The sequence below is a fragment of the Pseudomonas sp. genome (genome assembly GCF_035554175.1).
Classification (GTDB): Bacteria; Pseudomonadota; Gammaproteobacteria; order Pseudomonadales; family Pseudomonadaceae; genus Aquipseudomonas.
Genome location: NZ_DATMIV010000002.1, coordinates 1 through 24,043, shown reverse-complemented (window position 1 = coordinate 24,043; position 24,043 = coordinate 1). Strand labels below are relative to the sequence as shown.

Genomic DNA, 24,043 nt, shown 5'->3' with positions numbered 1-24,043 from the left:
ATCAGAACGTGTCTTTCCAGGCGCGCAACACTGCAAACACCTCGCTCGGCGCCCGGTCTTGAGCGCCTTCCCGTTCGTCCACTTTTTGTGTAACCAATGTTTCAGAAGTGCGTAAAAACGGATTGGTGAGCTTTTCCAGGGCCAGGGTCGACGGCAGGGTCATGACGCCGTTCTGTCGCTGTTGGGTGACCTTTTCCAGACGGGCGGCTATGTGCGGGTTGCCTGGCTCGACCGCGGCGGCAAACTTGAGATTGCTCAAGGTGTATTCATGGGTGCAATAGACCAGCGTATCTTCGGGCAGGGCGGCAAGACGGCTGAGCGATTGATGCATCTGCTGCGGCGAGCCTTCGAACAGGCGACCGCAACCGGCGGCGAACAGGGTATCGCCGCAGAACAGCAGACCGTGGCGGTAGTAGGCGATGTGCCCCAAAGTGTGACCGGGCACCGCATGGACCGCGAAATCCCAGCCGAGCACGCTGACGCTGTCGTTGTCCTTGAGCGCTACGTCGCGCCCCGGGATCTTTTCGCTGGCCGGACCGTAGACTTTTGCGCCGGTCGCCGCTTTCAGGCGCTCGACGCCGCCGACGTGGTCATGGTGATGATGAGTGATCAGAATATCGCTGAGCACCCAGCCCGGATGCGCATCGAGCCACGCCTGCACCGGAGCGGCCTCGCCCGGATCGACCACCGCGCAGCGCTGGCTCTGGTGATCCTGTAACAACCAGATGTAGTTGTCGGTGAACGCGGGCAGGGCACTGATCTGTATCATCGTCGGAATTCGCCAAGCGGAAAACATTGGCGCATCTTAGTAGTTCCTGGCGCGTTGGAGAATGACATGACCGATAAAGCGTTCGCTCAGGCCGATCCCGAATGGCTGGAATTGATCAGCGCCGCCCGTGAATGGCTGGCGGGGCCGCTCGGGCAGTTTCTGCTGGATGAAGAGCGGCGCATGCTCGACGACGAGCTCGGGCGTTTCTTCGGCGGCTACCTGGTGCATTACGGCCCGTCCGCCGAAACCCCGCCGGCTGCCCCGCAAGTGCAGCGCAACGTGCGTCTCGGCGCGCCGTTGCCCGGGGTCGAGATCGTCTGCGAGGAGCAGGCCTGGCCGTTGAGCGAGCACGCCGCCGACGTGGTGGTGATGCAGCACGGTCTGGACTTTTGCCTGTCGCCCCACGGTTTGCTGCGTGAAGCGGCCAGCAGCGTGCGTCCCGGTGGGCACCTGCTGATCATCGGCATCAATCCCTGGAGCACCTGGGGCCTGCGCCATTTCTTCGCCAATGATGCCCTGCGCAAGGCGCGCTGCATCTCGCCGTCGCGGGTGGCTGACTGGCTCAATCTGCTGGGCTTCGCGCTGGAGAAACGCCGCTTCGGGTGCTATCGTCCGCCGCTCGCGTCGCCCAAGTGGCAGAATCGTCTGGCCGGCTGGGAACGCAAGGCCGGTGACTGGCAATTGTCCGGCGGTGGCTTCTATCTGCTGGTGGCGCGCAAGATTGTGGTGGGGCTCAGGCCGTTGCGCCAGGAGCGCCGCGAACCGATGGGCAAGCTGATTCCGTTGCCGATGGCCAAGGTCAATCGCCGCCGCATCGAACCGTAAAACCTCTTCTATTCAGTGGCCGGGCTTGTCCCGGCCACGGTCATTGTCGATCCGTGATTGGCAGGACAGGCATTTTTCTGGAAAGACTGGCATGAGCGAAAGCGTTGAAAGCGTCGACACCGTAGAACTGTTCACTGACGGCGCCTGCAAGGGCAACCCCGGCCCTGGCGGTTGGGGCGCTCTGCTGGTGTGCAAGGGCGTGGAAAAGGAACTGTGGGGCGGCGAGGCCAATACCACCAACAACCGCATGGAGTTGCTCGGCGCAATCCGCGGCCTCGAAGCACTCAAGCGCCCCTGCGAAGTGCTGCTGGTGACCGACTCGCAATACGTGATGAAAGGCATCAACGAGTGGATGGCCAACTGGAAGAAGCGCGGCTGGAAAACCGCTGCGAAGGAACCGGTAAAAAACGCCGATCTGTGGAAAGAGCTGGACGAGCAGGTCAACCGCCACAAAGTCACCTGGAAATGGGTGCGCGGGCACATCGGCCATCATGGCAACGAGCGGGCCGACCAGTTGGCCAACCGTGGTGTGGATGAGGTGCGCGGGTACAAGCAGAGCTGACTATCAGTGGCGCGCCCATTCGCGAGCAGGCTCGCTCCCACATTGGAATGCATTCCCCTGTAGGAGCTGCCGAAGGCTGCGATCTCTTGATCTTGGTGTAGGAAAAAATCAAAAGATCGCAGCGTGCCGCAGCTCCTACAGGGTTCGAGTCCAGCGTGTTAACATCCGCGCTTTTGCACGATTGACCCGTTGAGAGCTGAGCACTGATGGCCACCAGATCCGTTGTACTCGATACCGAAACCACCGGCATGCCGGTGACCGATGGTCACCGGATCATTGAAATCGGTTGCGTCGAACTGATCGGTCGGCGCCTGACGGGCCGGCACTTTCACGTTTATCTGCAACCGGATCGCGAGAGTGACGAAGGTGCGATCGGTGTACACGGCATCACCAACGAATTCCTCGTCGGCAAGCCGCGCTTTGCCGAGGTCGCCGACGAGTTCTTCGAATTCATCAAAGGCGCGCAGCTGATCATCCACAACGCGGCGTTCGACGTTGGCTTCATCAACAACGAATTCGCCTTGATGGGCCAGCACGATCGCGCCGACATCACCCAACACTGCACGATCCTCGACACCCTGATGATGGCCCGGGAACGTCACCCAGGGCAGCGCAATAGCCTCGATGCGTTGTGCAAACGTTATGGCGTCGACAACTCCGGTCGTGAACTGCACGGCGCCTTGCTCGACTCGGAGATTCTCGCCGACGTCTACCTGACCATGACCGGCGGCCAGACCAGCCTGTCGCTGGCCGGCAATGCGTCCGACGGCAATGGTACGGGCGAGGGCGCGGATAACTCGGCCACGGAAATCCGCCGTCTGCCGGCCGATCGTCAGCCAGCGCGGATCATTCGCGCGACCGAAGAAGAACTGGCGGCGCATCTGGTACGGCTGGAGGTCATAGCCAAATCGGCGGGTGCGCCGGCGTTGTGGACGCAGATTGCCGAAGCTGATGCGCAGGCCTGAAAGCTCGAAAAATCAAAGGATCAGAGGATCAAAAGATCGCTGCCTTCGGCAGCTCCCGCGGGGATCGCATTCCAAAGTCAAGAGACGAGGAAGGTCGCGATCTTTTGCGTCTGGCGACATGAAGCCAAGTTGCCACCCTCGCCACAACCGCTGCAACCTTCTACCCTGAGTGCATTGGCAGAAGCGAACCTGCCGCCTCAGGACACTGAGTCTCATGTACAAAGATTTGAAATTTACGCTGGCGATCATCCATCGCGACATCAACGTCGACCCTGTTGTCACCGTCGACTGCGTCAAGGAATGAGGACTTTCCCCAGTATGCAACCGGTCATGAATCCAAAATATCCAGGGTTGTCGGTGCGCGTCGCCGACGAAGGCTTTGCGCCGTACATCTGGGGCAGCGACTTCAGTTTCGAGGTCGCCGCCTATGGCGCCGCCGTGATCGGCAAACCGGTCGAGCAATGGCCGGTGACGCCGATCGTGCCGTACCGCAAATGCTATGGAATCGATCCCGAAGAGTTCAGCGCCTTCCACAACGCGCCCGACAGCGCGATTTTCATGGCGTATCTGGACGATGAGCCGGTCGGCCACCTGGTGATCAGCACCAACTGGAACGGCTTTGCCCACATCGATGAACTGGCGGTGCATGCACCGGCCCGGCGTCACGGGGTGGCCAAGGCGTTGCTTGATGTCGCGCAATTCTGGAGTCGCAAGAAGAAGCTGCCGGGCATCATGCTCGAAACCCAGAACAACAACCTTGGCGCCTGTCGCCTGTACGAACGCTGCGGTTATGTGATTGGTGGCATCGACCAGTTGCGCTATCGCGGCATCGATCCGCACACCGCCGAAGTGGCGTTGTTCTGGTATCGGCTGTTCGATAACCCGCTGGAAAACCCGCTCAGATCGACAGCATCGCCTCGGCTTGTTCCGTGACGATTGCCAGCAAGGTCTGAACCGCCGATGACGGCGCGGCGTGTTTCAAGGTCAGGGCGTAGAGACTGACAGGCACAGCGGGCGACAGCGGGCAGACGTCGAGGCCGGCAGCGCGTGCACCCAGTGCGGTGAACGGGTCGACGATACCCAGGCCTTCGCCGGCCTCGACCATGCTGCGCATCATCTGGTGGGTCTGCACGCGGGTTTGAATGCTCGGTGCCGGACGCAAGGCCTGCAGTTTGTTTTCCAGCGCCGGGCTCAGCGGATCCTGCCCTTCGAGGCCGACCATGGCTTGGCCAGCCAGGTCCGCCAGCGAAATATATTTCTGTTTCGGCTGTAGCCAGCCATGCGGCGCGAGCAGTTGCAGCTTGCCCTGGGCCAGCGGCTGGCAATGGATGTCGGGATGTTCGGGATTGTGCAGGCTCAGGCCCAGATCGCTCTCGCGCAGTAACAGGCTGCGGACGATGTCGCGAGTCGGCGCACTGAGCAGGCTGCAGGGTGCCTCGGGCAAGCGTCGGCGCAGGGCGGCCAGGCTTTGCGGCAACAGGTGCTGGGCCAGCGGCGGGGTACCGATGATGCGCAAGGGCGGGGCGAGGTATTGCTTGAGGCTGCTGGCCAGACGCTGCACCGGTTCCAGTGCCTCATAGACGTGCGCGATTTCCACTTGCAGAGCCCGCGCTTCGGAGGTCGGTTGCAAGCGCCCGCGGACGCTGGCGAACAACATGAACCCCAACTGACTCTCGGCTTCGCGCAAACGCTCTTCGACCTCGGTCACCGGCAGTTGCAGCCATTCGGCGGCGGTACCCAGATGACCGGTCTGCAACAGCGCCTGAATCACTTCGATGTGGCGTAAACGCATGCGTGAAGTCCATGTTCAGCAGGTGGGGTCAGAGGCTGAATCCTACCCCAAGTCTGCACGCATGACTTCTGCTCATGACAGCCAGTTATGAAGCAACGTATGGCTCAGGTTCACGGGTCAGGGTAATGCCCGACTGAACCAGCAGGAATTCGCTCTCGCTGACCTTGTTGATGCGGTCGCCGATGGCCAATTTATAGGTGGTAACGGGCTCCGTGCCGCTGAAGCCGTCTGCAGACGGGTTCGATTCCTGGAATTCATGCACCGAATAAACGCGGCCTTCCGCATCTCTTGCATGAAACTGACCGACGAGTACTGCTGCCATCTGCTTAGAACCTCTGGAGATAAAACGCTTGATTTGCGGCTTTGTAGACCGCCATCAGGCTCGGTAAGTTTTCTTACAGGAAAAAAATATTCTTGCCGCAGGAAAATCCAACGACCGCTGGTGAAATTGTCATCGGATCATCTATAACTAGCGATTCTTCCCACAGACCATCGAGAGTCTTCCATGAGCAATGTCTACAACGTCGCTGTAGTAGTCGGTAGCCTGCGCAAAGCATCGATCAATCGCAAAGTCGGCCTGGCCCTGGCCGAACTGGCGCCGGCCAATCTCAACCTCGAGATCGTCGAAATCGGTGATTTGCCGCTGTACAACGAAGACATCGACGGCGCTTCCCCGCCAGCAGCCTACAGCACTTTCCGTCAGAAAGTGGCGTCATCCGACGCGGTGCTGTTTGTAACCCCCGAGTACAACCGCTCGATTCCTGCGCCCTTGAAGAACGCCATCGACGTCGGCTCCCGTCCCTACGGCCAGAGCGCGTGGAGCGGCAAGCCCGGCGCGGTGATCAGCGTTTCGCCTGGCGCCATCGGCGGTTTCGGCGCCAACCAGCACCTGCGTCAGACCTTCGTGTTCCTCGACATTCACTGCCTGCAGCAGCCGGAAGCGTATCTGGGCGGCGCGGGCAATGCGTTTGACGAAGCGGGCAAGTTGAGTGATTCGGTGAAGCCGTTTCTGCAGAAATTCATCGATGCCTATGGCCAGTTCGTAGAGCAACACAAGAAATAACCGCACCGAGACTCACTGTGGGAGCGAGCCTGCTCGCGAAGGCGGTCTGTCGGACAGGAAAATGTTATCTGACACTCGGCCTTCGCGAGCAGGCTCGCTCCCACATTTATTCGATCTCCACCCATTTCGATATTGAAGGCTTCTGCGAATGCTCGCTGCGTCACTGATTTTCCTGCTGACCATCACCCTCGTCATCTGGCAACCCAAAGGGCTCGGCGTCGGCTGGAGTGCAACGTTGGGCGCTGTGCTGGCGTTGATTTTCGGCGTCGTCCACCTCACGGATATTCCGCTGGTCTGGCAGATCATCTGGAACGCCACCGGCACCTTCGTCGCGCTGATCATCATCAGCCTGTTGCTCGACGAGGCTGGCTTCTTCAATTGGGCAGCGCTGCACGTGGCGCGTTGGGGGCGGGGCAGTGGGCGCAAGTTGTTCGCGTTCATGGTGCTGCTCGGCGCGCTGGTCTCGGCGCTGTTCGCCAATGACGGCGCGGCGCTGATCCTCACGCCGATCGTGATTTCAATGCTGCTGGCGCTGCGCTTTTCCCCGGCGGCGACGCTGGCATTCGTCATGGGCGCCGGGTTTATCGCCGATACGGCGAGTCTGCCGCTGGTAGTGTCGAACCTGGTCAACATCGTTTCGGCGGACTTCTTTCACATCGGCTTCAACCGCTACGCCGCGGTGATGGTGCCGGTCAACTTCGTCAGCGTTGCAGTGACGCTGGGCATGTTGCTGTGGTTCTTTCGCCGTGACATTCCTGCGGCTTATGACCCTGAACAGCTGGAAAACCCGCACACCGCGATCCACGACAAGGCGACGTTCTATGCCGGTTGGGCGGTGTTGGTGATCCTGTTGATTGGCTGCTTCGCCCTGGAACCGCTGGGCATTCCCATCAGTGCGATTTCCGCCGTGTGCGCCGCGCTGCTGCTGGCTATCGCCGCCCGTGGCCACAAGATCTCGACGCGCAAGGTGATGAAAGAAGCGCCGTGGCAGATCGTGATTTTCTCGTTGGGCATGTACCTGGTGGTGTACGGGCTGCGCAATGCCGGGCTCACTGGTTACCTCGCCGGTTGGCTGGATGTGTTCGCCGGTCACGGCGTTTGGGGCGCGGCGATGGGCACCGGGGTACTGACGGCGCTGCTGTCGTCGATCATGAACAACCTGCCGACCGTGCTGATCGGCCTGCTGTCGATCGATGCCAGTCAGGCGAGCGGGGTGATCAAGGAAGCGATGATCTACGCCAACGTCATCGGCAGCGACCTGGGGCCGAAGATCACGCCGATCGGCAGTCTGGCGACGTTGTTGTGGTTGCATGTGCTGGAGCGCAAGGGCATCCATATTGGCTGGGGCTATTACTTCCGGGTGGGGATTGTGTTGACCGTGCCGGTGTTGCTGGTGACGTTGGCGGCGCTGGCGGTGCGGTTGTCTTTTTAGAAGCGAGATCAAAAGATCGCAGCCTTCGGCAGCTCCTACATTTGGAATGCGTACACCCTGTAGAAGCTGCCGAAGGCTGCGATCTTTTAAGCTTGGCCGGGGACATTCGGCCAAAGATCCGCCACCAGAAACAACCGTTCGGCCTCTTCCCATTCCCCCAGGGCATTCTCGGTCAGGCGCACCATCAACTGCGCCGGGGCCAACGCTGGCAGGTCTTCCAGCCACAAACGCAAATGCTCATCCGCCCAGACCTGGTCCGCCGGATAGTGCGCCGGCGCCAGCCAGGCGTGGCGGGGCAGCGGTTGCCAGCGTCCCGGCGGGCGTTGCGCGACGAACGCCGGCCAGTTCTTCTGGTGCAGCCAGCTGCCGCGCAAATGGTGTGGATGCGCGCCGTGCGGTGAAGCACAGGTTCCCGGCCACGGGTACAGCAGATAACCGCCGAGCCACAACTGTGCGCTGAACTTCTCGATGTCCAGCGCCGCCAGCACTTCGCGGCTTTCCGGGCGCGCCGAGATCGGCAATTGATGCTCGGCCAGATGCGCCAGTTTGCGATCCAGTCGATCATGGCAGCCCGGCCCCAGCCACTGCGCCGGATCGCGGCCGTCACCCGCCTGCGGGCCGAGGTAGAGCTTGATCGCCAGTTCCAGATGATGCACGCCGTCGCGGTCACGCAGCAGCATGTCCAGTTCGCCGAGCGTATGGCCGCCGCGGCGAATCGGCAGGTTGGCAGCGATCAGTTCGATGCCCGGCGCATGCTCCACGGCGAACTGCCACAGCCGCTCGTAATACAGCCCCAGGCGTCGGGTGCGCGCCTGCGCCAGCCACTGCAGCAGACCGTAACTGTCACGGTCGAGCTGACGCAGCCAGTGTTCGAGACGCTGCGGGTCTTGCACCCAGTCGCTGCCGGCCAGCGGGTGGCGTTGCGGCCACGGCGTGGTGGCGAGCATCGGCGGCGCGAGGATTACCCACGCCAGGTCCCGCACTTCGGGATGGCGTAATTGATGGGGCAGCTGAAGCAAATCGGGAAACAGGATCATCTTGCGAGCATAGCCTTAAACCTGAGCCCACCCTTGAGGCTGAAAGGATTTTGTCTATCTGGCGCTTTCGCCCATAATCGGGTTTTCGCGTTTTCGATTGTCCGCAGAGGTCCCATGGAGCAATTTCGTAATATCGGCATCATCGGTCGCCTGGGCAGTTCCCAGGTGCTGGATACCGTCCGCCGACTGAAACGCTTTCTGCTCGACCGTCACCTGCACGTGATCCTCGAAGACACCATCGCTGAAGTTCTGCCGGGCCACGGCCTGCAAACTTCGTCGCGCAAGATGCTCGGCGAAGTCTGCGACATGGTCATCGTCGTCGGCGGTGACGGCAGCCTGCTCGGCGCCGCGCGGGCGCTGGCCAGGCACAACATTCCGGTGTTGGGCATCAACCGTGGCAGCCTCGGTTTTCTCACCGATATTCGCCCGGACGAGCTGGAAATCAAGGTCGCCGAAGTACTCGACGGCCACTATCTGGTAGAAAACCGCTTCCTGCTGCAAGCCGAAGTCCGTCGCCACGGCGAAGCCATCGGCCAGGGCGATGCGCTCAACGATGTCGTGCTGCACCCGGGCAAATCGACGCGAATGATCGAATTCGAGCTGTACATCGACGGCCAGTTCGTCTGCAGCCAGAAGGCCGACGGCCTGATCGTCGCCACGCCGACCGGCTCCACCGCGTATGCGTTGTCCGCTGGCGGCCCGATCATGCATCCCAAGCTCGACGCTATTGTGATTGTGCCGATGTACCCCCATACCTTGTCGGGACGACCGATTGTGGTCGATGGCAACAGTGAGCTGAAAATCGTCGTGTCCAAAGATATGCAGATCTACCCGCAAGTCTCCTGCGACGGCCAGAACCATTTCACCTGCGCGCCGGGCGACACCATCACCGTGAGCAAGAAAGCGCAGAAATTGCGCCTGATTCATCCGCTCGATCACAACTACTACGAGGTGTGCCGTACCAAGCTTGGCTGGGGCAGCAAGCTGGGGGGTGGAGGCGACTGATGCTCGATCCCGCGCGCAGTTACGACCTGATCGGTGACGTGCACGGATGCGCTCTGACCCTCGAACACTTGCTGGACCGTCTCGGTTATCACAAGCAGGGCGGGGTCTGGCGCCATCCTTCACGCATGGCGGTATTTGTCGGCGACATCATCGACCGTGGCCCGCGCATTCGCGAGGCGCTGCACATCGTTCACGACATGGTCGAGGCAGGGCAGGCGCTGTGCATCATGGGCAACCATGAATTCAACGCGCTCGGTTGGGTGACCCCGGCGCCACCGGGCAGCGGCAAGCAGTTCGTGCGCGAACACACCAAGCGCCATACGCGGCTGCTGCAGGAAACCCTGAGTCAATTCGAAGACCATCCGGGTGACTGGCATGACTTCCAGCGGTGGTTCTATGAACTGCCGCTGTTCGTCGATGCCGAACGCTTTCGCGTCGTCCACGCCTGCTGGGATGCCGGCCTGATCGAACCGCTGCGCGCCTTGTTCCCCGACGGCTGCGTCGATGAGCATTTCCTCCAGGCCTCGGCCGTTCCCGGCAGTTTTGCCTGCACGGTTTTCGACCGCTTGCTGCGTGGCACCGACATGCGTTTGCCGGGTGGCCTGACCATGACCAGCGGCGACGGCCTGGTGCGTTCCTTCTTCCGCACCAAGTTCTGGGAAGATGACCCGAAAACGTACGGCGACATTGTCTTCCAGCCCGATGCGTTGCCGGAACCGGTGGCGCAGACGCCGCTGACTTCAACGGAGAAAAATTCCCTGCTGCGCTATGGCGTCGACGAGCCGTTGCTGTTTGTCGGCCACTATTGGCGCAGCGGCAAACCGGCGCCGATCCGACCGAACCTGGCCTGCCTGGATTACAGCGCGGTGCTCTACGGCAAACTGGTGGCCTATCGTCTGGATCAGGAAACGCGCCTGGATCCGCAAAAATTCGTCTGGGTCGATGTCGAGCGGCCGGAGGTGCTGCAATGAGTGCGGTAGCGGTATTGCGCCTGCCATTGGCGGTGGATTTGAGCGGCTTTGTCAAACTGTTGCAACGCATGCAGGTGCCCCATCGGGTCAGCGAGGAGGCGGGCGAGCAAGTGCTGTGGGCGCCGGAGGAAATCAGCGCGGACGTGCGTTCGTTGTATGAGCGTTTTCCTGCCGGCGATCCCGATCAGCAACTGGACATTCCAGTCGGTCAGACTTTCAAGCGCCCGAGTTTCACTGAACAGTTGAAACACGCCAGAGCCACCGGCTTCATCCTGTTGCTGAGCCTGATCGTCGGCGGGCTTACCTTTCTCGGTGAAAACCTCGAGACGCTGCGCTGGCTGACCTTCCTCGATTTCCGCGTGATCGGCGAGTACATCCAATTCACGCCGCTGGCCGACAGCCTTGCCGCAGGGCAGTGGTGGCGGCTGGTCACGCCGATGCTTATCCACTTTGGCATTCTCCACCTGGCCATGAACGGCATGTGGTACTGGGAGCTGGGCCGGCGCATCGAATCGCGTCAGGGCAGCATCAATCTGATCGGTCTGACGCTGCTGTTCAGTCTCGTATCCAACTATGCACAGTTCGTCTGGAGCGGCCCGACTCTGTTTGGCGGTCTGTCCGGCGTGCTTTATGGTTTGCTCGGGCATTGCTGGATCTTCCAGCTGCTGGCGCCGAACCCGGCTTATCGCCTGCCGCGTGGCGTACTGGTGATGATGCTGGTGTGGCTGGTGGTGTGCATGTCCGGGCTGATCTCGCTGATCGGGTTCGGTCAGATTGCCAACGCCGCGCACCTGAGCGGGTTACTCATCGGATGCTTCACCGGTTTATTGGGCGGTTTGTATAACCGCCGTAAACTGGCCGTCTAACATTTCTGTTTCAGTAAAGAGCGCGGAGACCCTGATGTCCTCTTTTAACGACATGATCAACAACATTACCCCGGACATCTACGAGAGCCTGAAACTGGCCGTGGAAATCGGCAAATGGTCCGACGGTGGCAAACTCACCGCCGAGCAGCGTGAGCTGTCGTTGCAGGCGATGATCGCCTGGGAAATCCAGAACCTGCCGGAAGACCAGCGCACCGGTTACATGGGCCCGCAGGAATGTGCGTCGAAGTCGATCGAAGTGCCGAACATTCTGTTCAAATCGGATGCCATCCATTGATCGAGATTGGCCGCGGTGCAATCAGCAAAATGTCGGCGCGCCTGGACGGGCCCAATGTGCAATACGCGTTTCGTCTGGATGATGTCGAGGTGCCGGTCAACCCGTTGATCGGCACCACCGTGCGTCTGGAATATCTGGGGGCGATCCACTGCACCCATTGCGGGCGCCGGACCAAAACCAGTTTCAGTCAGGGTTATTGCTACCCGTGCATGACCAGACTGGCGCAGTGCGACCTGTGCATCATGAGCCCGGAGCGCTGCCACTTCGACGCCGGCACCTGCCGCGATCCGGTGTGGGGCGAGCAGTTCTGCATGACCGATCATGTGGTGTACCTGGCCAACTCGTCGGGGATCAAGGTTGGCATCACCCGTGCCACGCAGTTGCCTACGCGCTGGCTCGATCAGGGCGCCAGTCAGGCGCTGCCGATCATGCGCGTGTCCACGCGGCAGCAATCGGGATTTGTCGAAGACCTGTTCCGCAGCCAGGTGGCGGACAAGACCAACTGGCGCGCGCTGCTCAAGGGCGACGCGGCGGCGGTGGATCTGGCGCAGGTGCGCGATCAGTTGTTCGAAAGCTGCGCCGAAGGCCTGCAAGGCTTGCAGGAGCGATTCGGCCTACAGGCGATTCAGACGATTGCCGACGTCGAACCGCTGGAAATCCGCTATCCCGTCGAGCAATACCCGGCGAAAATCGTCAGCTTCAACCTGGACAAGAACCCGATTGCCGAAGGCACGCTGCTGGGGATCAAGGGCCAGTACCTGATCTTCGACACCGGCGTGATCAACATTCGTAAATACACGGCTTACCAGCTCGCCGTGCATCAATAAGGATTCCAGCATGCGCACCGAACAACCGAAGATGATTTACCTCAAGGACTATCAGGCGCCCGAGTACCTGATTGACGAAACGCACCTGACCTTCGAGTTGTTCGAGGACCACAGTCTGGTCCACGCGCAACTGGTGATGCGCCGCAATCCGGAGCGCGGCGCGGGCCTGCCGCCGCTGGTGCTCGACGGCCAGCAACTGGAGCTGCTCTCGGTGACGCTGGCGGACAAAGAGCTGAGCGCTGCTGACTATCAAGTCTCCGACAGCCATCTGACCCTGCAGCCGACCAGCGCAACCTTCACGGTTGACACCAGCGTGCGCATTCATCCGGAAACCAACACCGCACTGGAGGGGTTGTACAAGTCCGGCACGATGTTCTGCACCCAGTGCGAGGCCGAAGGCTTCCGCAAGATCACCTATTACCTCGACCGCCCGGACGTGATGAGCAAGTTCACCACCACGGTCGTGGCCGAACAGCACAGCTACCCGGTGCTGCTCTCCAATGGCAACCCGATCGCGTCCGGTCCCGGCGAAGACGGTCGGCACTGGGCGACCTGGGAAGACCCGTTCAAGAAACCGGCGTACCTGTTTGCGCTGGTCGCCGGTGATCTGTGGTGCGTCGAAGACACCTTCACCACCATGAGCCAGCGCAACGTCGCGCTGCGCATTTATGTCGAGCCGGAAAACATCGACAAGTGCCAGCACGCAATGAACAGCCTGAAGAAATCCATGCGCTGGGACGAAGAGGTCTACGGTCGCGAGTACGATCTGGATATCTTCATGATCGTCGCGGTCAACGACTTCAACATGGGCGCAATGGAGAACAAAGGCCTCAACATTTTCAACTCCAGCGCCGTGCTGGCCCGCGCCGAAACCGCCACCGACGCCGCGCACCAGCGGGTCGAGGCGATCGTCGCCCACGAATATTTCCACAACTGGTCGGGCAACCGCGTGACCTGCCGCGACTGGTTCCAGTTGTCGCTCAAGGAAGGCTTCACGGTGTTCCGCGACGCCGGCTTCTCCTCGGACATGAACTCGGCGACGGTCAAGCGCATTCAGGACGTCGCCTATCTGCGCACCCATCAGTTCGCCGAAGATGCCGGCCCGATGGCCCACGCCGTACGCCCGGACAGCTTCATCGAGATTTCCAACTTCTACACCCTGACCGTGTACGAAAAGGGCTCGGAAGTGGTCGGCATGATTCACACTTTGCTCGGCGCCGAAGGCTTCCGTAAGGGCAGTGATCTGTACTTCGAGCGCCACGACGGCCAGGCCGTGACCTGCGATGACTTCGTCAAGGCCATGGAAGATGCCAATGGCGTCGACCTCAGCCAATTCAAACGCTGGTACAGCCAGGCCGGCACGCCACGTTTGGCAGTGACCGAGTCCCATGACGCGGCCGCGAAAACCTACAGCCTGACCTTCCGCCAAAGCTGCCCGCCGACCCCCGACAAGGTGGAAAAACTGCCGTTCGTGATTCCGGTCGAGCTCGGGCTGCTTGATAGCCAGGGCAACGAAATCGCCCTGCGTCTGGCTGGTGAAGCTTCGGCGCAAGGCACCACCCGGGTGATTTCGGTGACCGAAGCCGAGCAGACCTTCACCTTCGTCGACATCAACGAGCAACCGCTGCCGTCGCTGCTGCGTGGCTTCTCGGCGCCGGTGAAACTGAGCTTCCCGTACAACCGCGATCAACTGATGTTCCTGATGCAGCACGACAGCGACGGCTTCAATCGTTGGGATGCCGGTCAGCAGTTGTCGGTGCAAGTGCTGCAGGAATTGATCGGTCAGCATCAAAAGGGCGAGAGCCTGACGCTCGACCCGCGTCTGGTGTCGGCGCTGCGCACGGTGCTGTCCGACGAGTCGCTGGATCAGGCGATGGTTGCCGAGATGCTCTCGCTGCCGGGTGAGGCCTATCTCACCGAGATCAGCGAAGTCGCCGACGTCGAGGCGATCCATGTCGCTCGCGAATTTGCCCGCAAGCAACTGGCCGAAGGTTTGTTCGAAGCGCTGTGGCTGCGTTATCAGGCTAACCGCGATCTGTCGAAGAAAACCCCGTACGTGGCCGAGGCTGAGCATTTCGCCCGTCGCGCGCTGCAGAACATTGCCCTGTCGTACCTGATGCTCAGCGGCAAGCCAGAAGTGCTGGCGGCGGCGCTGGAGCAGTTCGAGACTGCCGACAACATGACCGAGCGCCTGACCGCGCTGGCGGTGCTGGTCAACTCGCCGTTCGAAGAACAGAAGGCCCTGGCACTGGCCAGCTTCGCCGAGCACTTCAAGGACAACCCGCTGGTCATGGATCAGTGGTTCAGCGTACAGGCGGGCAGCACTTTGCCGGGCGGACTGGAGCGCGTGAAGGCGTTGATGCAGCACCCGGCGTTCAACATCAAGAACCCGAACAAGGTGCGTGCGCTGGTCGGCGCGTTTGCCGGGCAGAACCTGATCAACTTCCACGCGGCGGACGGCTCGGGCTATCGTTTCCTCGCCGATCTGGTGATCGAACTGAACGGCTTCAATCCACAGATCGCCTCGCGCCAACTGGCCCCGCTGACCCGCTGGCGTAAATACGACAGCGCCCGTCAGGCGTTGATGAAGGCTGAACTGGAGCGGATTCTGGCGTCGGGAGCCTTGTCCAGTGATGTGTATGAAGTGGTGAGCAAAAGCCTGGCTTAACCCCGATCAAATGTTGGGGCGTTTGATTGATCGTTCCCACGCTGAGCTTGGGAACGATCAAAATCAGATGTAGGAGCTGTCGAGTGAAACGAGGCTGCGATCTTTTGATTTTGAAGATCAAAAGATCGCAACCTTCGGCAGCTCCTGCATGGGGGGTGAGTTTCGTCAGTTATCTCAGGTCAAACCGATCCAGATTCATCACCTTCGTCCAGGCTTTAACGAAATCATTGACGAACTGCGTCTTCGCATCAGCGCTGGCATACACCTCGGCCAATGCGCGCAACTGTGCATTGGAGCCGAACACCAGATCCACCCGGGTCGCCGTCCATTTCGCCGCCCCGGTCTTGCGATCGCGGCCTTCGAACTGGTCGGCATCCCGTGACGTTGGCGTCCACTCCACGCCCATGTCCAGCAGGTTGGTGAAGAAGTCATTGGTCAGCGCTTCGTTTTTATCGGTGAACACACCGTGCCGCGTTTGCCCGACGTTGGTGTTCAACATTCGCAAACCACCCAGCAGCACAGTCATTTCCGGTGCGGTGAGGGTGAGTAATTGCGCCTTGTCGATCAGCAAGGTTTCCGCCGCAACGGTGTATTTGCCTTTGCTGTAATTGCGGAAACCATCGGCGATCGGCTCCAGGAAACCAAACGATTCGACATCGGTTTGCTCCTGCGAAGCATCGACGCGGCCCGGTGAGAACGGCACCGACACCGAATGCCCGGCGTTCTGCGCGGCTTTCTCTACCCCGGCGTTGCCGGCCAGGACGATCAGGTCTGCCAACGAGATCTTCTTACCATTGGCAGCAGAACCGTTGAACTCGTTCTGAATGCCTTCCAGTGTGCTCAGCACCTTGTCCAGTTGCTCGGGCTGGTTGGCTTGCCAGAACTTCTGCGGGGCCAGCCGCAAACGCCCGCCGTTGGCGCCGCCGCGCTTGTCCGAACCACGGAAAGTCGACGCTGACGCCCACGCAGTAGAAACCAGTTGCGACACCGACAGCCCTGAGGCCAGCACCTTGTTTTTCAACGCTGTGGCGTCGCTGTCGTCGATCAGCGGGTGCGTCACGTCGGGCAGCGGGTCTTGCCAGAGCAGTTCTTCTTGCGGCAATTCCGGGCCGAGATAGCGGGACAGCGGACCCATGTCGCGGTGGATCAACTTGTACCAGGCACGGGCGAACGCGTCGGCAAGCTGATCGGGATTGGCCAGGAAACGTCGCGAGATCTGTTCGTAGGCCGGATCGAAGCGCAGCGCCAGGTCGGAGGTGAGCATGGTCGGTGACAGGCGTTTGTTCGGGTCGTGGGCGTGGGGCACGGTACCGGCTCCGGCGCCGTTTTTCGGTTGCCACTGATTGGCGCCTGCCGGGCTCTTGGTCAGTTCCCACTCGAAGCCGAAGAGGTTTTCCAGATAGTTGTTGCTCCATTGCGTCGGCGTGGTGGTCCAGGTCACCTCCAGACCGCTGGTGATGGTGTCGGCGCCTTTGCCGGTGCCGAAGGCGTTTTTCCAGCCCAGGCCTTGTTGCTCGAGGCCAGCCGCTTCCGGCTCGGGGCCGACGTTGTCCGCAGGGCCGGCGCCGTGGGTCTTGCCAAACGCATGGCCGCCGGCGATCAACGCCACGGTTTCTTCATCGTTCATGGCCATGCGGCCGAAGGTTTCGCGAATATCCTTGGCCGAGGCCACCGGATCCGGGTTGCCCTCAGGGCCTTCCGGGTTTACGTAGATCAGGCCCATCTGCACGGCGGCGAGGGGGTTTTCCAGGTTGCGTTCGCCTTGATCGGTGCGGCTTTCTTCACGGCCATGCAGATCCGGCTCGGCCACGAGCGTACCGTCGCCGGGCTCCTGCACCGGGCCGTTGCTTTTGCCATAACGGTTATCGCCGCCCAGCCACTCGGTTTCCGAACCCCAGTAGACGTCTTCATCCGGTTCCCAGACATCGGCGCGGCCACCAGAAAACCCGAAGGTCTTGAAACCCATGGATTCCAGCGCGACGTTGCCGGTGAGAACTATCAAGTCGGCCCAGGAAATGTTGCGCCCGTATTTCTGCTTGATCGGCCACAGCAGGCGGCGGGCCTTGTCCAGGCTGACGTTATCCGGCCAGCTGTTCAGTGGCGCAAAGCGTTGCTGACCAGAACCAGCGCCGCCACGGCCATCGGCAGTGCGATAGGTCCCGGCGCTGTGCCAGGCCATGCGCACGAACAGCGGGCCGTAATGACCAAAGTCAGCGGGCCACCAGTCCTGCGAATCAGTCATCAGCGCTCTGAGGTCTTGTTTCAGGGCCTGGAAGTCGAGGCTTTTGAAGGCTTTGGCGTAGTCGAAGTCCTGGCCCAGCGGATCGGACTTGGCTGAGTGCTGGCTGAGGATTTTCAGGTTGAGTTGATTCGGCCACCAGTCACGGTTCGTCGTACCACCACCGGCAGCGTGGTTGAACGGGCATTTCGATTCGTTTGCCATGTTCGGTTCCCTGTCAGGTCGTCTGCGGCCGGCTCGTGCCGGCTTCGGACTGGTAAGGCTAGACCCGAGTTGGCGAGTCGGCTAATAGCCCGACTATTGCTTGCCAATAGACAAACTCTCTCACCGCACATGTAGGAGCTGCCAAAGGCTGCGATCTTCTGCTTTTGTTTGATCGTTCCCGCTCTGCGTGGGAATACAGCCGGGGACGCTCTGCTTCCCAAAAGATCGCAGCCTGCGGCAGCTCCTGCAGGGGTTAGCTGGATTGCGCGGTTTCGTCCTCTGGCCCATCGTCGAGGATGTCTTCCTGGCCAGGCAATTGGGTGATGACGCTGAAGTCGCTGACTTCAACCGCGCCATTCCCATACCCCAGCAAATGAAACGAGAAGGCTTTGCGCGGCTGCGGGTTTTCAAAGCTGAAATCCATCTCCAGCGGTTGATCCGCAGTGGCGACCATTTCTGCCGGCAGGCCCAGTTGCACGTCCTGTTCGAATTCCTTGGCCTTGAGCTGGATGTACGCCGCCTGCTGCGGATCGACCGAGCGCACGGTCAGGCGCACGCGGGTGTGCGAGCCTTTGGGCATTTCCAGGTATTGCGCGCCGATCAGGTTGTCGGCCCAGTCATCCTTGATCTGCGCTTGCAGGGGAATGATATTGTTGCTGCCGAACTGGTAGCGATGGTTGAGCGGGGTGCGCAGCAGGGACAGGTCCAGCGCATCGGCGCGCGCGGCGATCTGTCGGGCCGGATGGCCGCTGTAGGTGCCTTTGTAAATGGCGCTTTCGGCGATGAAACCGGCGCTTTGGTAGTAGCGGCAGCGGCGTGGCAGATCGCACTCGGAGAAGATGCCCTGACCGTCGTGGTAGCGCAATTTGCCGTTGGTGAACGACATGATTTCGCGCCCCGAATCGTAGTCGCGAAACAGCGAACGGCCGCTCAGCGCAGCCGGCACCGGCAGGTCGAAATAGTCGAGGATCGAGGTGCTCAGATCGACGTGACCATAAACGCCGGCATTCAGGCGTGGCAGTTGCGCCTGTTCCGGCGCCAGCGTCAAGTTGAAGCCCCACGACGAGGCCAGACGTACGCCATCGATGCCGTGGGATTCATCGGAGGTGATCACCACCAGTGTGTCCTTGAGAACGCCTTGGCGCTCCAGCCCTGAGAGAAACTGATCCAGCGCATCGTCGAGATAACCGACGGCGGCCTGTTTTGGCGTTTCGTATCGTTCCAGATAGTCGTCCGGTGCGGAGTAGGGCTGGTGGGTACCGACCGTCAGCAGGGTGAGCATCCACGGTTGCTTTTGCTTTTTCAGTTGGCCAACGTAATCCAGCGCACCTTCGAAGAAAGCCTTGTCATCCTTGCCCCACGGAAATTCCAGATAGTTGCTGTTGCTGAACCACTCCAGCCCGTGGGTCGCATCGAAACCGATGTGCGGCATGATCTTGTCTTTGGCCATGAAACGCAGTCCCGCGCCCTGTAAATAATGGGTGCTGAAACCATGCTCGCGCAGCTGCGCCGGCAGGCAGGCCTGATTGCGCTCATTCAGGGTGAGCATTTCCACGCCCTTGGGCGTGCCGTTGTTGAGCTTGTCGTAATCGCCGCAGAGCATGGCGTACAGGCCACGAATGGTCTGATGGGTGTGCAGCACGTAATCCGGTGTGTTCATGCCACGCTCGGCCCAGCGGCTGAGGTTGGGCATCAGGTCTTCCTGATAGTGGCTGCCAATTGCCTCGCGGTTGGCGCGGATGTAGGCGCCGGGAATTCCCTCAAGCGCGATGATCAGCACATTGCGCGCCTGACCTGGCGCGGCCAGCAGTTTCTGGCCGTTGAGGTCGACATCGGTAAGTCCGGCCATCGCTGGCGTCGGTTCTTTGGTATCGCCGTCGAGCCATTCCTCGGCCTGGATCTGCAGGTCGGCGACTTCGCTGGCGAGCAGTTGGTGCGGCAGGTTGTACAGACGCCAGGCGTCGCCGTCGTTCGGCCAGAGGTTTTGCGCTGCCCAGTGTGCGGCGAACAACACTATGGGCGCGGCCCACACGGAGCGCGGCAGAGTCGGGCGAGGCACGTCGCGCGCGACAAATCGGGTCAGCAGCCAGACAACCAGCGCCACCAATAAAGCGATGGCCAGGGCCGGATGCGCAAGCCCGCCACCTGTGGAGTTCTCCACGAACTGCGGGTCGATCAGATAATGAATATCGGAAGGCGTTGGCAGACGGCCGACCGCGCTGACCAATTCCGCAGTGGCGATCGCCAATAGCGCCCAGAACAACAGCACCGGCAAGGCCAGCCACCACGCGCGGCGATGCAGCGCTGCGACCAGCAGACTGCCGACGGCCAGATCCGACAGAAAGCCCAGCGCTGTCGACCAGCCCAGGGCCGCGCGCAAGCACACCGGTACGATCAGCACCAGGACGATGAGGGAAAGGAGACGGGCATCCGGCCGGCGCGGCCAGTTAAAAAGAGCGCTCACAAAAAAAAGGCCTGCATGTCATCAAAGGGTCAAAAAAGTGTGGGTGATGATACCAAGGGTCGAAGGGCTGATCGGCTTTTTAAACGTGTGCCCTACGCTGGGTAAAACGCTGGGCGGCCAGTGTGGCTGGGCTTTTCGGTCATCAGGGCGGCTTCCTGCAACTCGGTTTTTTTGTTTCAGGCTGTTGTTCGAGCAATCCCGCTCGCGTTGTCCGTGGAGAGAATGGCAAACGGCTCAGTGCTATCGATATGCAATAAAGATATTTAATTTCTATTTTTTATATCGATAAAGTCAGGCCTTTCAGCCCATTCCCATGCTGCGAGGTAGTCATGGCCACACCGTTCAAACGTTCTGCGCTGACTTTGTTGGCCGCTACTCTGGCAGCGGGTGCGCTGTTCAGTAGTGGCGCCCGGGCCGAGGGCAAGATCAGCATCGCCCAGCAATTCGGCATTGGTTACCTGATTCTCGATGTCGTGCGCGACCAGCAGCTCATCGAGAAACACGGCAAGGCCCAGGGGCTGGAGATCAAGGTCGACTGGAACAGCATTTCCGGCGCCACGGCGATGAACGAAGCGCTGCTCACCGGGGCGCTGGACGTGGTATCAGCAGGCGTGCCGCCGATGCTCACCGTGTGGGATCGCACCAAGGGCAAACAGAACGTCAAAGCCATCGCCGCGCTGGGCTCGATGCCCAATTACTTGCTGACCAACAACCCGGACATCAAAACCCTCAAGGACTTCAGCGACAAGGACCGCATCGCCGTGCCTGCCGCAGGCGTGGGTTTCCAGTCGCGCACCTTGCAGATCGAAACCGCCAAGGAGTTCGGCGACGACCAGTTCAAGAAATTCGATAACATCTCGGTCAGCCTGCCGCACCCGGACGCTACCGCCGCGCTGATCGCCGGCGGCTCGGAGATCAATTCGCATTTTTCCAGCCCGCCTTTCCAGTACCAGGCGCTGCAAAACCCGAACGTGCACAAAGTGCTGAGTTCCTACGACATCCTCGGCGGCCCGGCGACGTTCAACGTGCTCTACACCACAGAAAAATTCCACGACGAAAACCCGAAAACCTATAAAGCGTTCTACGACGCATTGGCCGAAGCCGAGAAGATCATCAAGGCCGACAAACCTGCCGCTGCACAGGCCTACATCCGCGTAGAACAATCGAAACTGCCGCTGGCGCTGGTCGAGCAAATCGTCAAAGACCCGGAAATCGACTTCACCGTCGTGCCGCAGCGCACGTTTATTTATGCGCAGAAATTGCAGGAACTGGGTGTGTTGAAAAACAAGGCGGCGAGCTGGAAGGATTACTTCTTTGAAGAGGCGCATGGTGATGCCGGGAGTTGAGGGATCGGGCATCACCCAGAACTACTGTAGGAGCGAGCCTGCTCGCGATTGCGTCAGGTCATTCGACCTTTTCGTGACTGACACTCCGTGATCTCGAGCAGGCTCGCTCCTACAGGGGGATTTGTGGCGGATGCGCAACGGCATCACTAGAACTACTGTAGGAGCGAGCCTGCTCGCGAAAGCGGAGTTTCAGCCACAGATGATTTGGCTGACCTGACGCAATCGCGAGCAAGCCCGCTCCCACAGGTTTTTCTGTCAGGCGAACAATATTTCCGTCAGCGATCAATGCATCTTGCTGTGATCGTGGCCGCCCATGTTGGTCAGCCCGCGAACCGGCGCCTTGACCTCGATGGTTTCTTTCTCGCCCTTGGCGTTTTCCACGGTCAGGGTCAGCGGCACGCTGTCGCCTTCCTTCAATTGTCCGGTCAGGCCCATCAGCATGACGTGGTAGCCGTTCGGGTCGAAGCTCACGGCTTTGCCGGCAGGCAGCTCAACCGACTGCACCGGGCCCATGTTCATGACGTCATTTTTCATGGTCATTTCATGGATCTGCACGTCCTTGGCCACTGGCGAGGCAACGCTGAGCAGCTTGCTGTCGCTGTCAGCGGTGACGGTCATGAACGCGCCGCTGGCGGACTGGGTCGGCACGGTGGCGCGCACCCAGGCGTCGTCGACCTTGGTCTGGGCCGACACCTGGAAGGCCAGGCCGAGCAGGGACAGTACGCACGCGGCGCGTTTGATGTGATTCACAACGGGATGCATCAGCAGACCTCCATAACAGTAAGCAAATCTTCCGTGCACTCTTGGGCCGTCAACGAGGTGGACAGGCCCAGGCGCAACTCACCACGCGAGTCATAGACGTAGCTGGTGGACGTGTGGGAGATGGTATAGGTGTCGCCGGCCGGGACTTTTTCGTAGAACACGTCGAATTCCTTGGCGGTGGCCCTGGTTTCCTCAAGCGTGCCGTACAGCGCAACGAAGCTCGGGTCGAAGGCTTTGACGTAGGCGTCGAGGATCTGCGGAGTGTCGCGTTCGGGGTCGAGGGTGATGAACACCACTTGCAGGCGGTCGCCGTCGCGCCCCATCAGTTTCTTGATTTGCGCGGCGCGGGCCAGGGTCGTGGGGCAGACGGCCGGGCACTGGGTGAAACCGAAGAAGATCATCGGCATCATGCCGCGAAAGCTCGACAGCGACATGGTTTCGCCTTCGGGGTTCTTCAGCTTGAAGGTGCGTCCGAGGATCTTGTCGCTCAGATCCTTGCCGTACTTGTACGACAGTTGGCCACGGGTATCGCAACCGGCGAGCAGGCCGAGCCCGAGCACGCCCATTCCCGCAAGTACCTTGCGGCGAGTCAACAAAGCCGTCATCTAATACCGCCTTTTGCAGCCCGCAAGTCGACAGGACTGGCGGGGGGTTAACCGTAAAAGCGGCGCATGATAGCAAACTGAGCCTGATCGCCGGCCGCCGATCGCCGCGCGGTGCAGGATCGGGCGACAAAAGGTGTAAGAAAAAATGACGTATACGCAAATACGCCCACCGCCACCATCTGGATTTAAATAGTATGACGATTGGAGCGCAGCGCAGAAACACGTACTCTTGCCGCTGCGCTGCAAAGACCAGAACAACAACAGGAGTCTGTAATGCAACCGATTCGTCTCGGCTTGGTGGGCTACGGCAAGATCGCCCAGGATCAACACGTCCCCGCCATCCTCGCTAACCCGGCGTTCCAGTTGGTGGCGGTCGCCACTCAGGGCAAACCCTGTGCAGGGGTGGAAAACTTCCAGTCCCTGGGCGAGTTGCTCGAAAACGGTCCCACCGTCGACGCGATCGCGTTCTGCACGCCGCCGCAGGGGCGGTTCGCGCTGGTGCAGCAGGCATTGGCGGCCGGCAAGCACGTACTGGTGGAAAAGCCGCCCTGCGCCACCTTGGGTGAAGCCATGGCTCTGGTCGATCAAGTCGCCGGGCAAGGCGTCAGCGCGCTGTTCGCCTGGCACTCGCGCTACGCACCGGGCATCGTCGCCGCCCGCGACTGGCTGGCGAGCCGCACCCTGCAAAGCGTGCGAATCGATTGGAAGGAAGACGTGCGCAAGTGGCACCCGGGTCAGGCGTGGATCTGGCAGCCGGGCGGTCTTGGTGTGTTCGATCCGGGCATCAATGCGCTGTCGATCGTCACCCACCTGCTGGCGCTGCCGCTGTTCGTCGAAGCCGCCGAGCTGCGCGTGCCGAGCAACTGCCAGTCACCGATCGCTGCATCGATCAAGATGTCCGATGCGCGTCAGCTGGACGTCCGCGCTGAATTCGACTTCGACCATGGTCACGATGAACTGTGGAGCATCGAGATCCGTTGCGCCGAAGGCGTCCTGCGTCTGGACAACGGCGGCGCCTTGCTGAGCATCGACGGCCTGCGGCAGGCCGTGTCGGAGGAGGGCGAGTACGCAGCGGTCTATCGTCACTTCCAGCAATTGATCGGGGATAAGACCAGCGATCTCGATCTGCAGCCACTGCGCCTGGTGGCAGACAGTTTTTTTGTCGGCAGCAGGGCGTTGGTCGAGCCGTTTTATGACTGAAGCGAATTGTCCTGTTTGAGTGGACGGTGAAACGCTTTTCAGGCGATTTATCCCTTCGGTGTGCGTCAGTAATCTGTACCCAACTTGAACGCAACAACAAACTTCAAACTTCAAAAGGGACGCACACCATGACCACTCCAGCCTAC

Annotated in this window: 22 protein-coding genes; 14 read left to right on the top strand and 8 right to left on the bottom strand. The window is 60.6% G+C overall.

Features of this window, described 5'->3' with window-relative positions:
- Position 1: 1 nt before the first annotated feature.
- Complete coding sequence (gene gloB, locus VNV36_RS00990; protein ID WP_325715393.1) at positions 2-769, bottom strand: hydroxyacylglutathione hydrolase; 768 nt, start codon at positions 767-769, stop codon at positions 2-4.
- Between the two features lie 66 nt (positions 770-835).
- Between gloB and VNV36_RS00985 the strand changes: the two genes are divergently transcribed.
- The 4 genes from VNV36_RS00985 (at position 836) to VNV36_RS00970 (ending at position 4,054) form a co-directional block, all read left to right on the top strand.
- Positions 836-1,594 carry a class I SAM-dependent methyltransferase gene (locus tag VNV36_RS00985; RefSeq protein WP_325715391.1) on the top strand — a complete coding sequence of 253 codons (759 nt, stop codon included), beginning with the start codon at positions 836-838 and terminating at the stop codon, positions 1,592-1,594.
- Positions 1,595-1,685: 91 nt separating this feature from the next.
- Positions 1,686-2,156 carry a ribonuclease HI gene (gene rnhA / locus VNV36_RS00980; protein WP_007910572.1) on the top strand — a complete coding sequence of 157 codons (471 nt, stop codon included), beginning with the start codon at positions 1,686-1,688 and terminating at the stop codon, positions 2,154-2,156.
- 206 nt (positions 2,157-2,362) lie between these two features.
- Entirely contained in the window at positions 2,363-3,121 is a 759-nt protein-coding gene (dnaQ, locus tag VNV36_RS00975; protein ID WP_325715387.1) for a DNA polymerase III subunit epsilon, read from the top strand.
- Positions 3,122-3,439: 318 nt separating this feature from the next.
- On the top strand, positions 3,440-4,054 hold the full coding sequence (locus VNV36_RS00970) for a GNAT family N-acetyltransferase (RefSeq protein WP_325715385.1): 615 nt from the start codon (positions 3,440-3,442) through the stop codon (positions 4,052-4,054).
- Here the strand turns inward: VNV36_RS00970 and VNV36_RS00965 are convergent.
- Both VNV36_RS00965 and VNV36_RS00960 read right to left on the bottom strand, forming a co-directional pair.
- Positions 4,020-4,913 carry a LysR family transcriptional regulator gene (locus VNV36_RS00965; protein ID WP_325715383.1) on the bottom strand — a complete coding sequence of 298 codons (894 nt, stop codon included), beginning with the start codon at positions 4,911-4,913 and terminating at the stop codon, positions 4,020-4,022. The two genes, VNV36_RS00970 and VNV36_RS00965, sit on opposite strands and share 35 nt — an antisense overlap.
- Before the next feature lie 85 nt (positions 4,914-4,998).
- Entirely contained in the window at positions 4,999-5,235 is a 237-nt protein-coding gene (locus VNV36_RS00960) for a hypothetical protein (protein ID WP_325715381.1), read from the bottom strand.
- A gap of 183 nt (positions 5,236-5,418) precedes the next feature.
- Between VNV36_RS00960 and VNV36_RS00955 the strand changes: the two genes are divergently transcribed.
- Positions 5,419-5,976 (top strand): NADPH-dependent FMN reductase, encoded by a 558-nt coding sequence (locus tag VNV36_RS00955; protein WP_325715379.1) that lies wholly within the window; start codon positions 5,419-5,421, stop codon positions 5,974-5,976.
- Positions 5,977-6,124: 148 nt separating this feature from the next.
- Positions 6,125-7,408 (top strand): arsenic transporter, encoded by a 1,284-nt coding sequence (locus VNV36_RS00950; protein WP_325715377.1) that lies wholly within the window; start codon positions 6,125-6,127, stop codon positions 7,406-7,408.
- Between the two features lie 86 nt (positions 7,409-7,494).
- Here VNV36_RS00950 and VNV36_RS00945 read toward each other — a convergent pair whose 3' ends face one another.
- Positions 7,495-8,445 (bottom strand): DUF1853 family protein, encoded by a 951-nt coding sequence (locus VNV36_RS00945; RefSeq protein ID WP_325715375.1) that lies wholly within the window; start codon positions 8,443-8,445, stop codon positions 7,495-7,497.
- A 114-nt stretch (positions 8,446-8,559) separates the two neighbouring features.
- On the opposite strand from VNV36_RS00945, the gene VNV36_RS00940 reads away from it, so the two are divergent.
- The 6 genes from VNV36_RS00940 to pepN are packed head-to-tail and all read left to right on the top strand — an operon-like array spanning position 8,560 to position 15,077.
- Positions 8,560-9,450, top strand: coding sequence for an NAD(+) kinase (locus VNV36_RS00940; RefSeq protein WP_041480619.1), 891 nt, complete (start codon positions 8,560-8,562; stop codon positions 9,448-9,450).
- A complete protein-coding gene (locus tag VNV36_RS00935; protein WP_325715371.1) occupies positions 9,450-10,421 on the top strand; it encodes a metallophosphoesterase in 972 nt (323 codons plus the stop codon). Before VNV36_RS00940 ends, VNV36_RS00935 begins: the two co-directional genes overlap by 1 nt.
- The gene (locus tag VNV36_RS00930) at positions 10,418-11,287 is read left to right on the top strand and encodes a rhomboid family intramembrane serine protease (protein ID WP_325715369.1); all 870 of its coding nucleotides are present in this window, start codon (positions 10,418-10,420) and stop codon (positions 11,285-11,287) included. The genes VNV36_RS00935 and VNV36_RS00930 overlap by 4 nt, the downstream gene beginning before the upstream one ends.
- A 34-nt stretch (positions 11,288-11,321) precedes the next feature.
- The gene (locus VNV36_RS00925; RefSeq protein ID WP_007919229.1) at positions 11,322-11,582 is read left to right on the top strand and encodes a YeaC family protein; all 261 of its coding nucleotides are present in this window, start codon (positions 11,322-11,324) and stop codon (positions 11,580-11,582) included.
- The gene (locus VNV36_RS00920) at positions 11,579-12,409 is read left to right on the top strand and encodes a DUF2797 domain-containing protein (protein ID WP_325715364.1); all 831 of its coding nucleotides are present in this window, start codon (positions 11,579-11,581) and stop codon (positions 12,407-12,409) included. The genes VNV36_RS00925 and VNV36_RS00920 overlap by 4 nt, the downstream gene beginning before the upstream one ends.
- 10 nt (positions 12,410-12,419) lie before the next feature.
- Positions 12,420-15,077: an aminopeptidase N gene (pepN, locus tag VNV36_RS00915; RefSeq protein ID WP_325715362.1), complete on the top strand. Its 2,658-nt coding sequence runs from the start codon at positions 12,420-12,422 to the stop codon at positions 15,075-15,077.
- 169 nt (positions 15,078-15,246) lie between these two features.
- Here the strand turns inward: pepN and katG are convergent, their stop codons facing one another.
- Together katG and VNV36_RS00905 are read right to left on the bottom strand one after the other, a co-directional pair.
- Positions 15,247-17,520: a catalase/peroxidase HPI gene (katG, locus tag VNV36_RS00910; protein WP_325715360.1), complete on the bottom strand. Its 2,274-nt coding sequence runs from the start codon at positions 17,518-17,520 to the stop codon at positions 15,247-15,249.
- A 253-nt stretch (positions 17,521-17,773) separates the two neighbouring features.
- Positions 17,774-19,984, bottom strand: a complete 2,211-nt coding sequence (locus VNV36_RS00905) for an LTA synthase family protein (protein WP_325715358.1) — start codon at positions 19,982-19,984, stop codon at positions 17,774-17,776.
- 329 nt (positions 19,985-20,313) lie between these two features.
- On the opposite strand from VNV36_RS00905, the gene VNV36_RS00900 reads away from it, so the two are divergent.
- Positions 20,314-21,330: an ABC transporter substrate-binding protein gene (locus tag VNV36_RS00900; protein ID WP_325715356.1), complete on the top strand. Its 1,017-nt coding sequence runs from the start codon at positions 20,314-20,316 to the stop codon at positions 21,328-21,330.
- 282 nt (positions 21,331-21,612) lie between these two features.
- Here VNV36_RS00900 and VNV36_RS00895 read toward each other — a convergent pair whose 3' ends face one another.
- On the bottom strand, positions 21,613-22,092 hold the full coding sequence (locus VNV36_RS00895; protein ID WP_325715354.1) for a copper chaperone PCu(A)C: 480 nt from the start codon (positions 22,090-22,092) through the stop codon (positions 21,613-21,615).
- On the bottom strand, positions 22,092-22,697 hold the full coding sequence (locus VNV36_RS00890; RefSeq protein WP_325715352.1) for an SCO family protein: 606 nt from the start codon (positions 22,695-22,697) through the stop codon (positions 22,092-22,094). Before VNV36_RS00890 ends, VNV36_RS00895 begins: the two co-directional genes overlap by 1 nt.
- 273 nt (positions 22,698-22,970) lie before the next feature.
- On the opposite strand from VNV36_RS00890, the gene VNV36_RS00885 reads away from it, so the two are divergent.
- Positions 22,971-23,897, top strand: coding sequence for a Gfo/Idh/MocA family protein (locus VNV36_RS00885; RefSeq protein ID WP_325715350.1), 927 nt, complete (start codon positions 22,971-22,973; stop codon positions 23,895-23,897).
- The last annotated feature ends 146 nt before the right edge of the window (positions 23,898-24,043 follow it).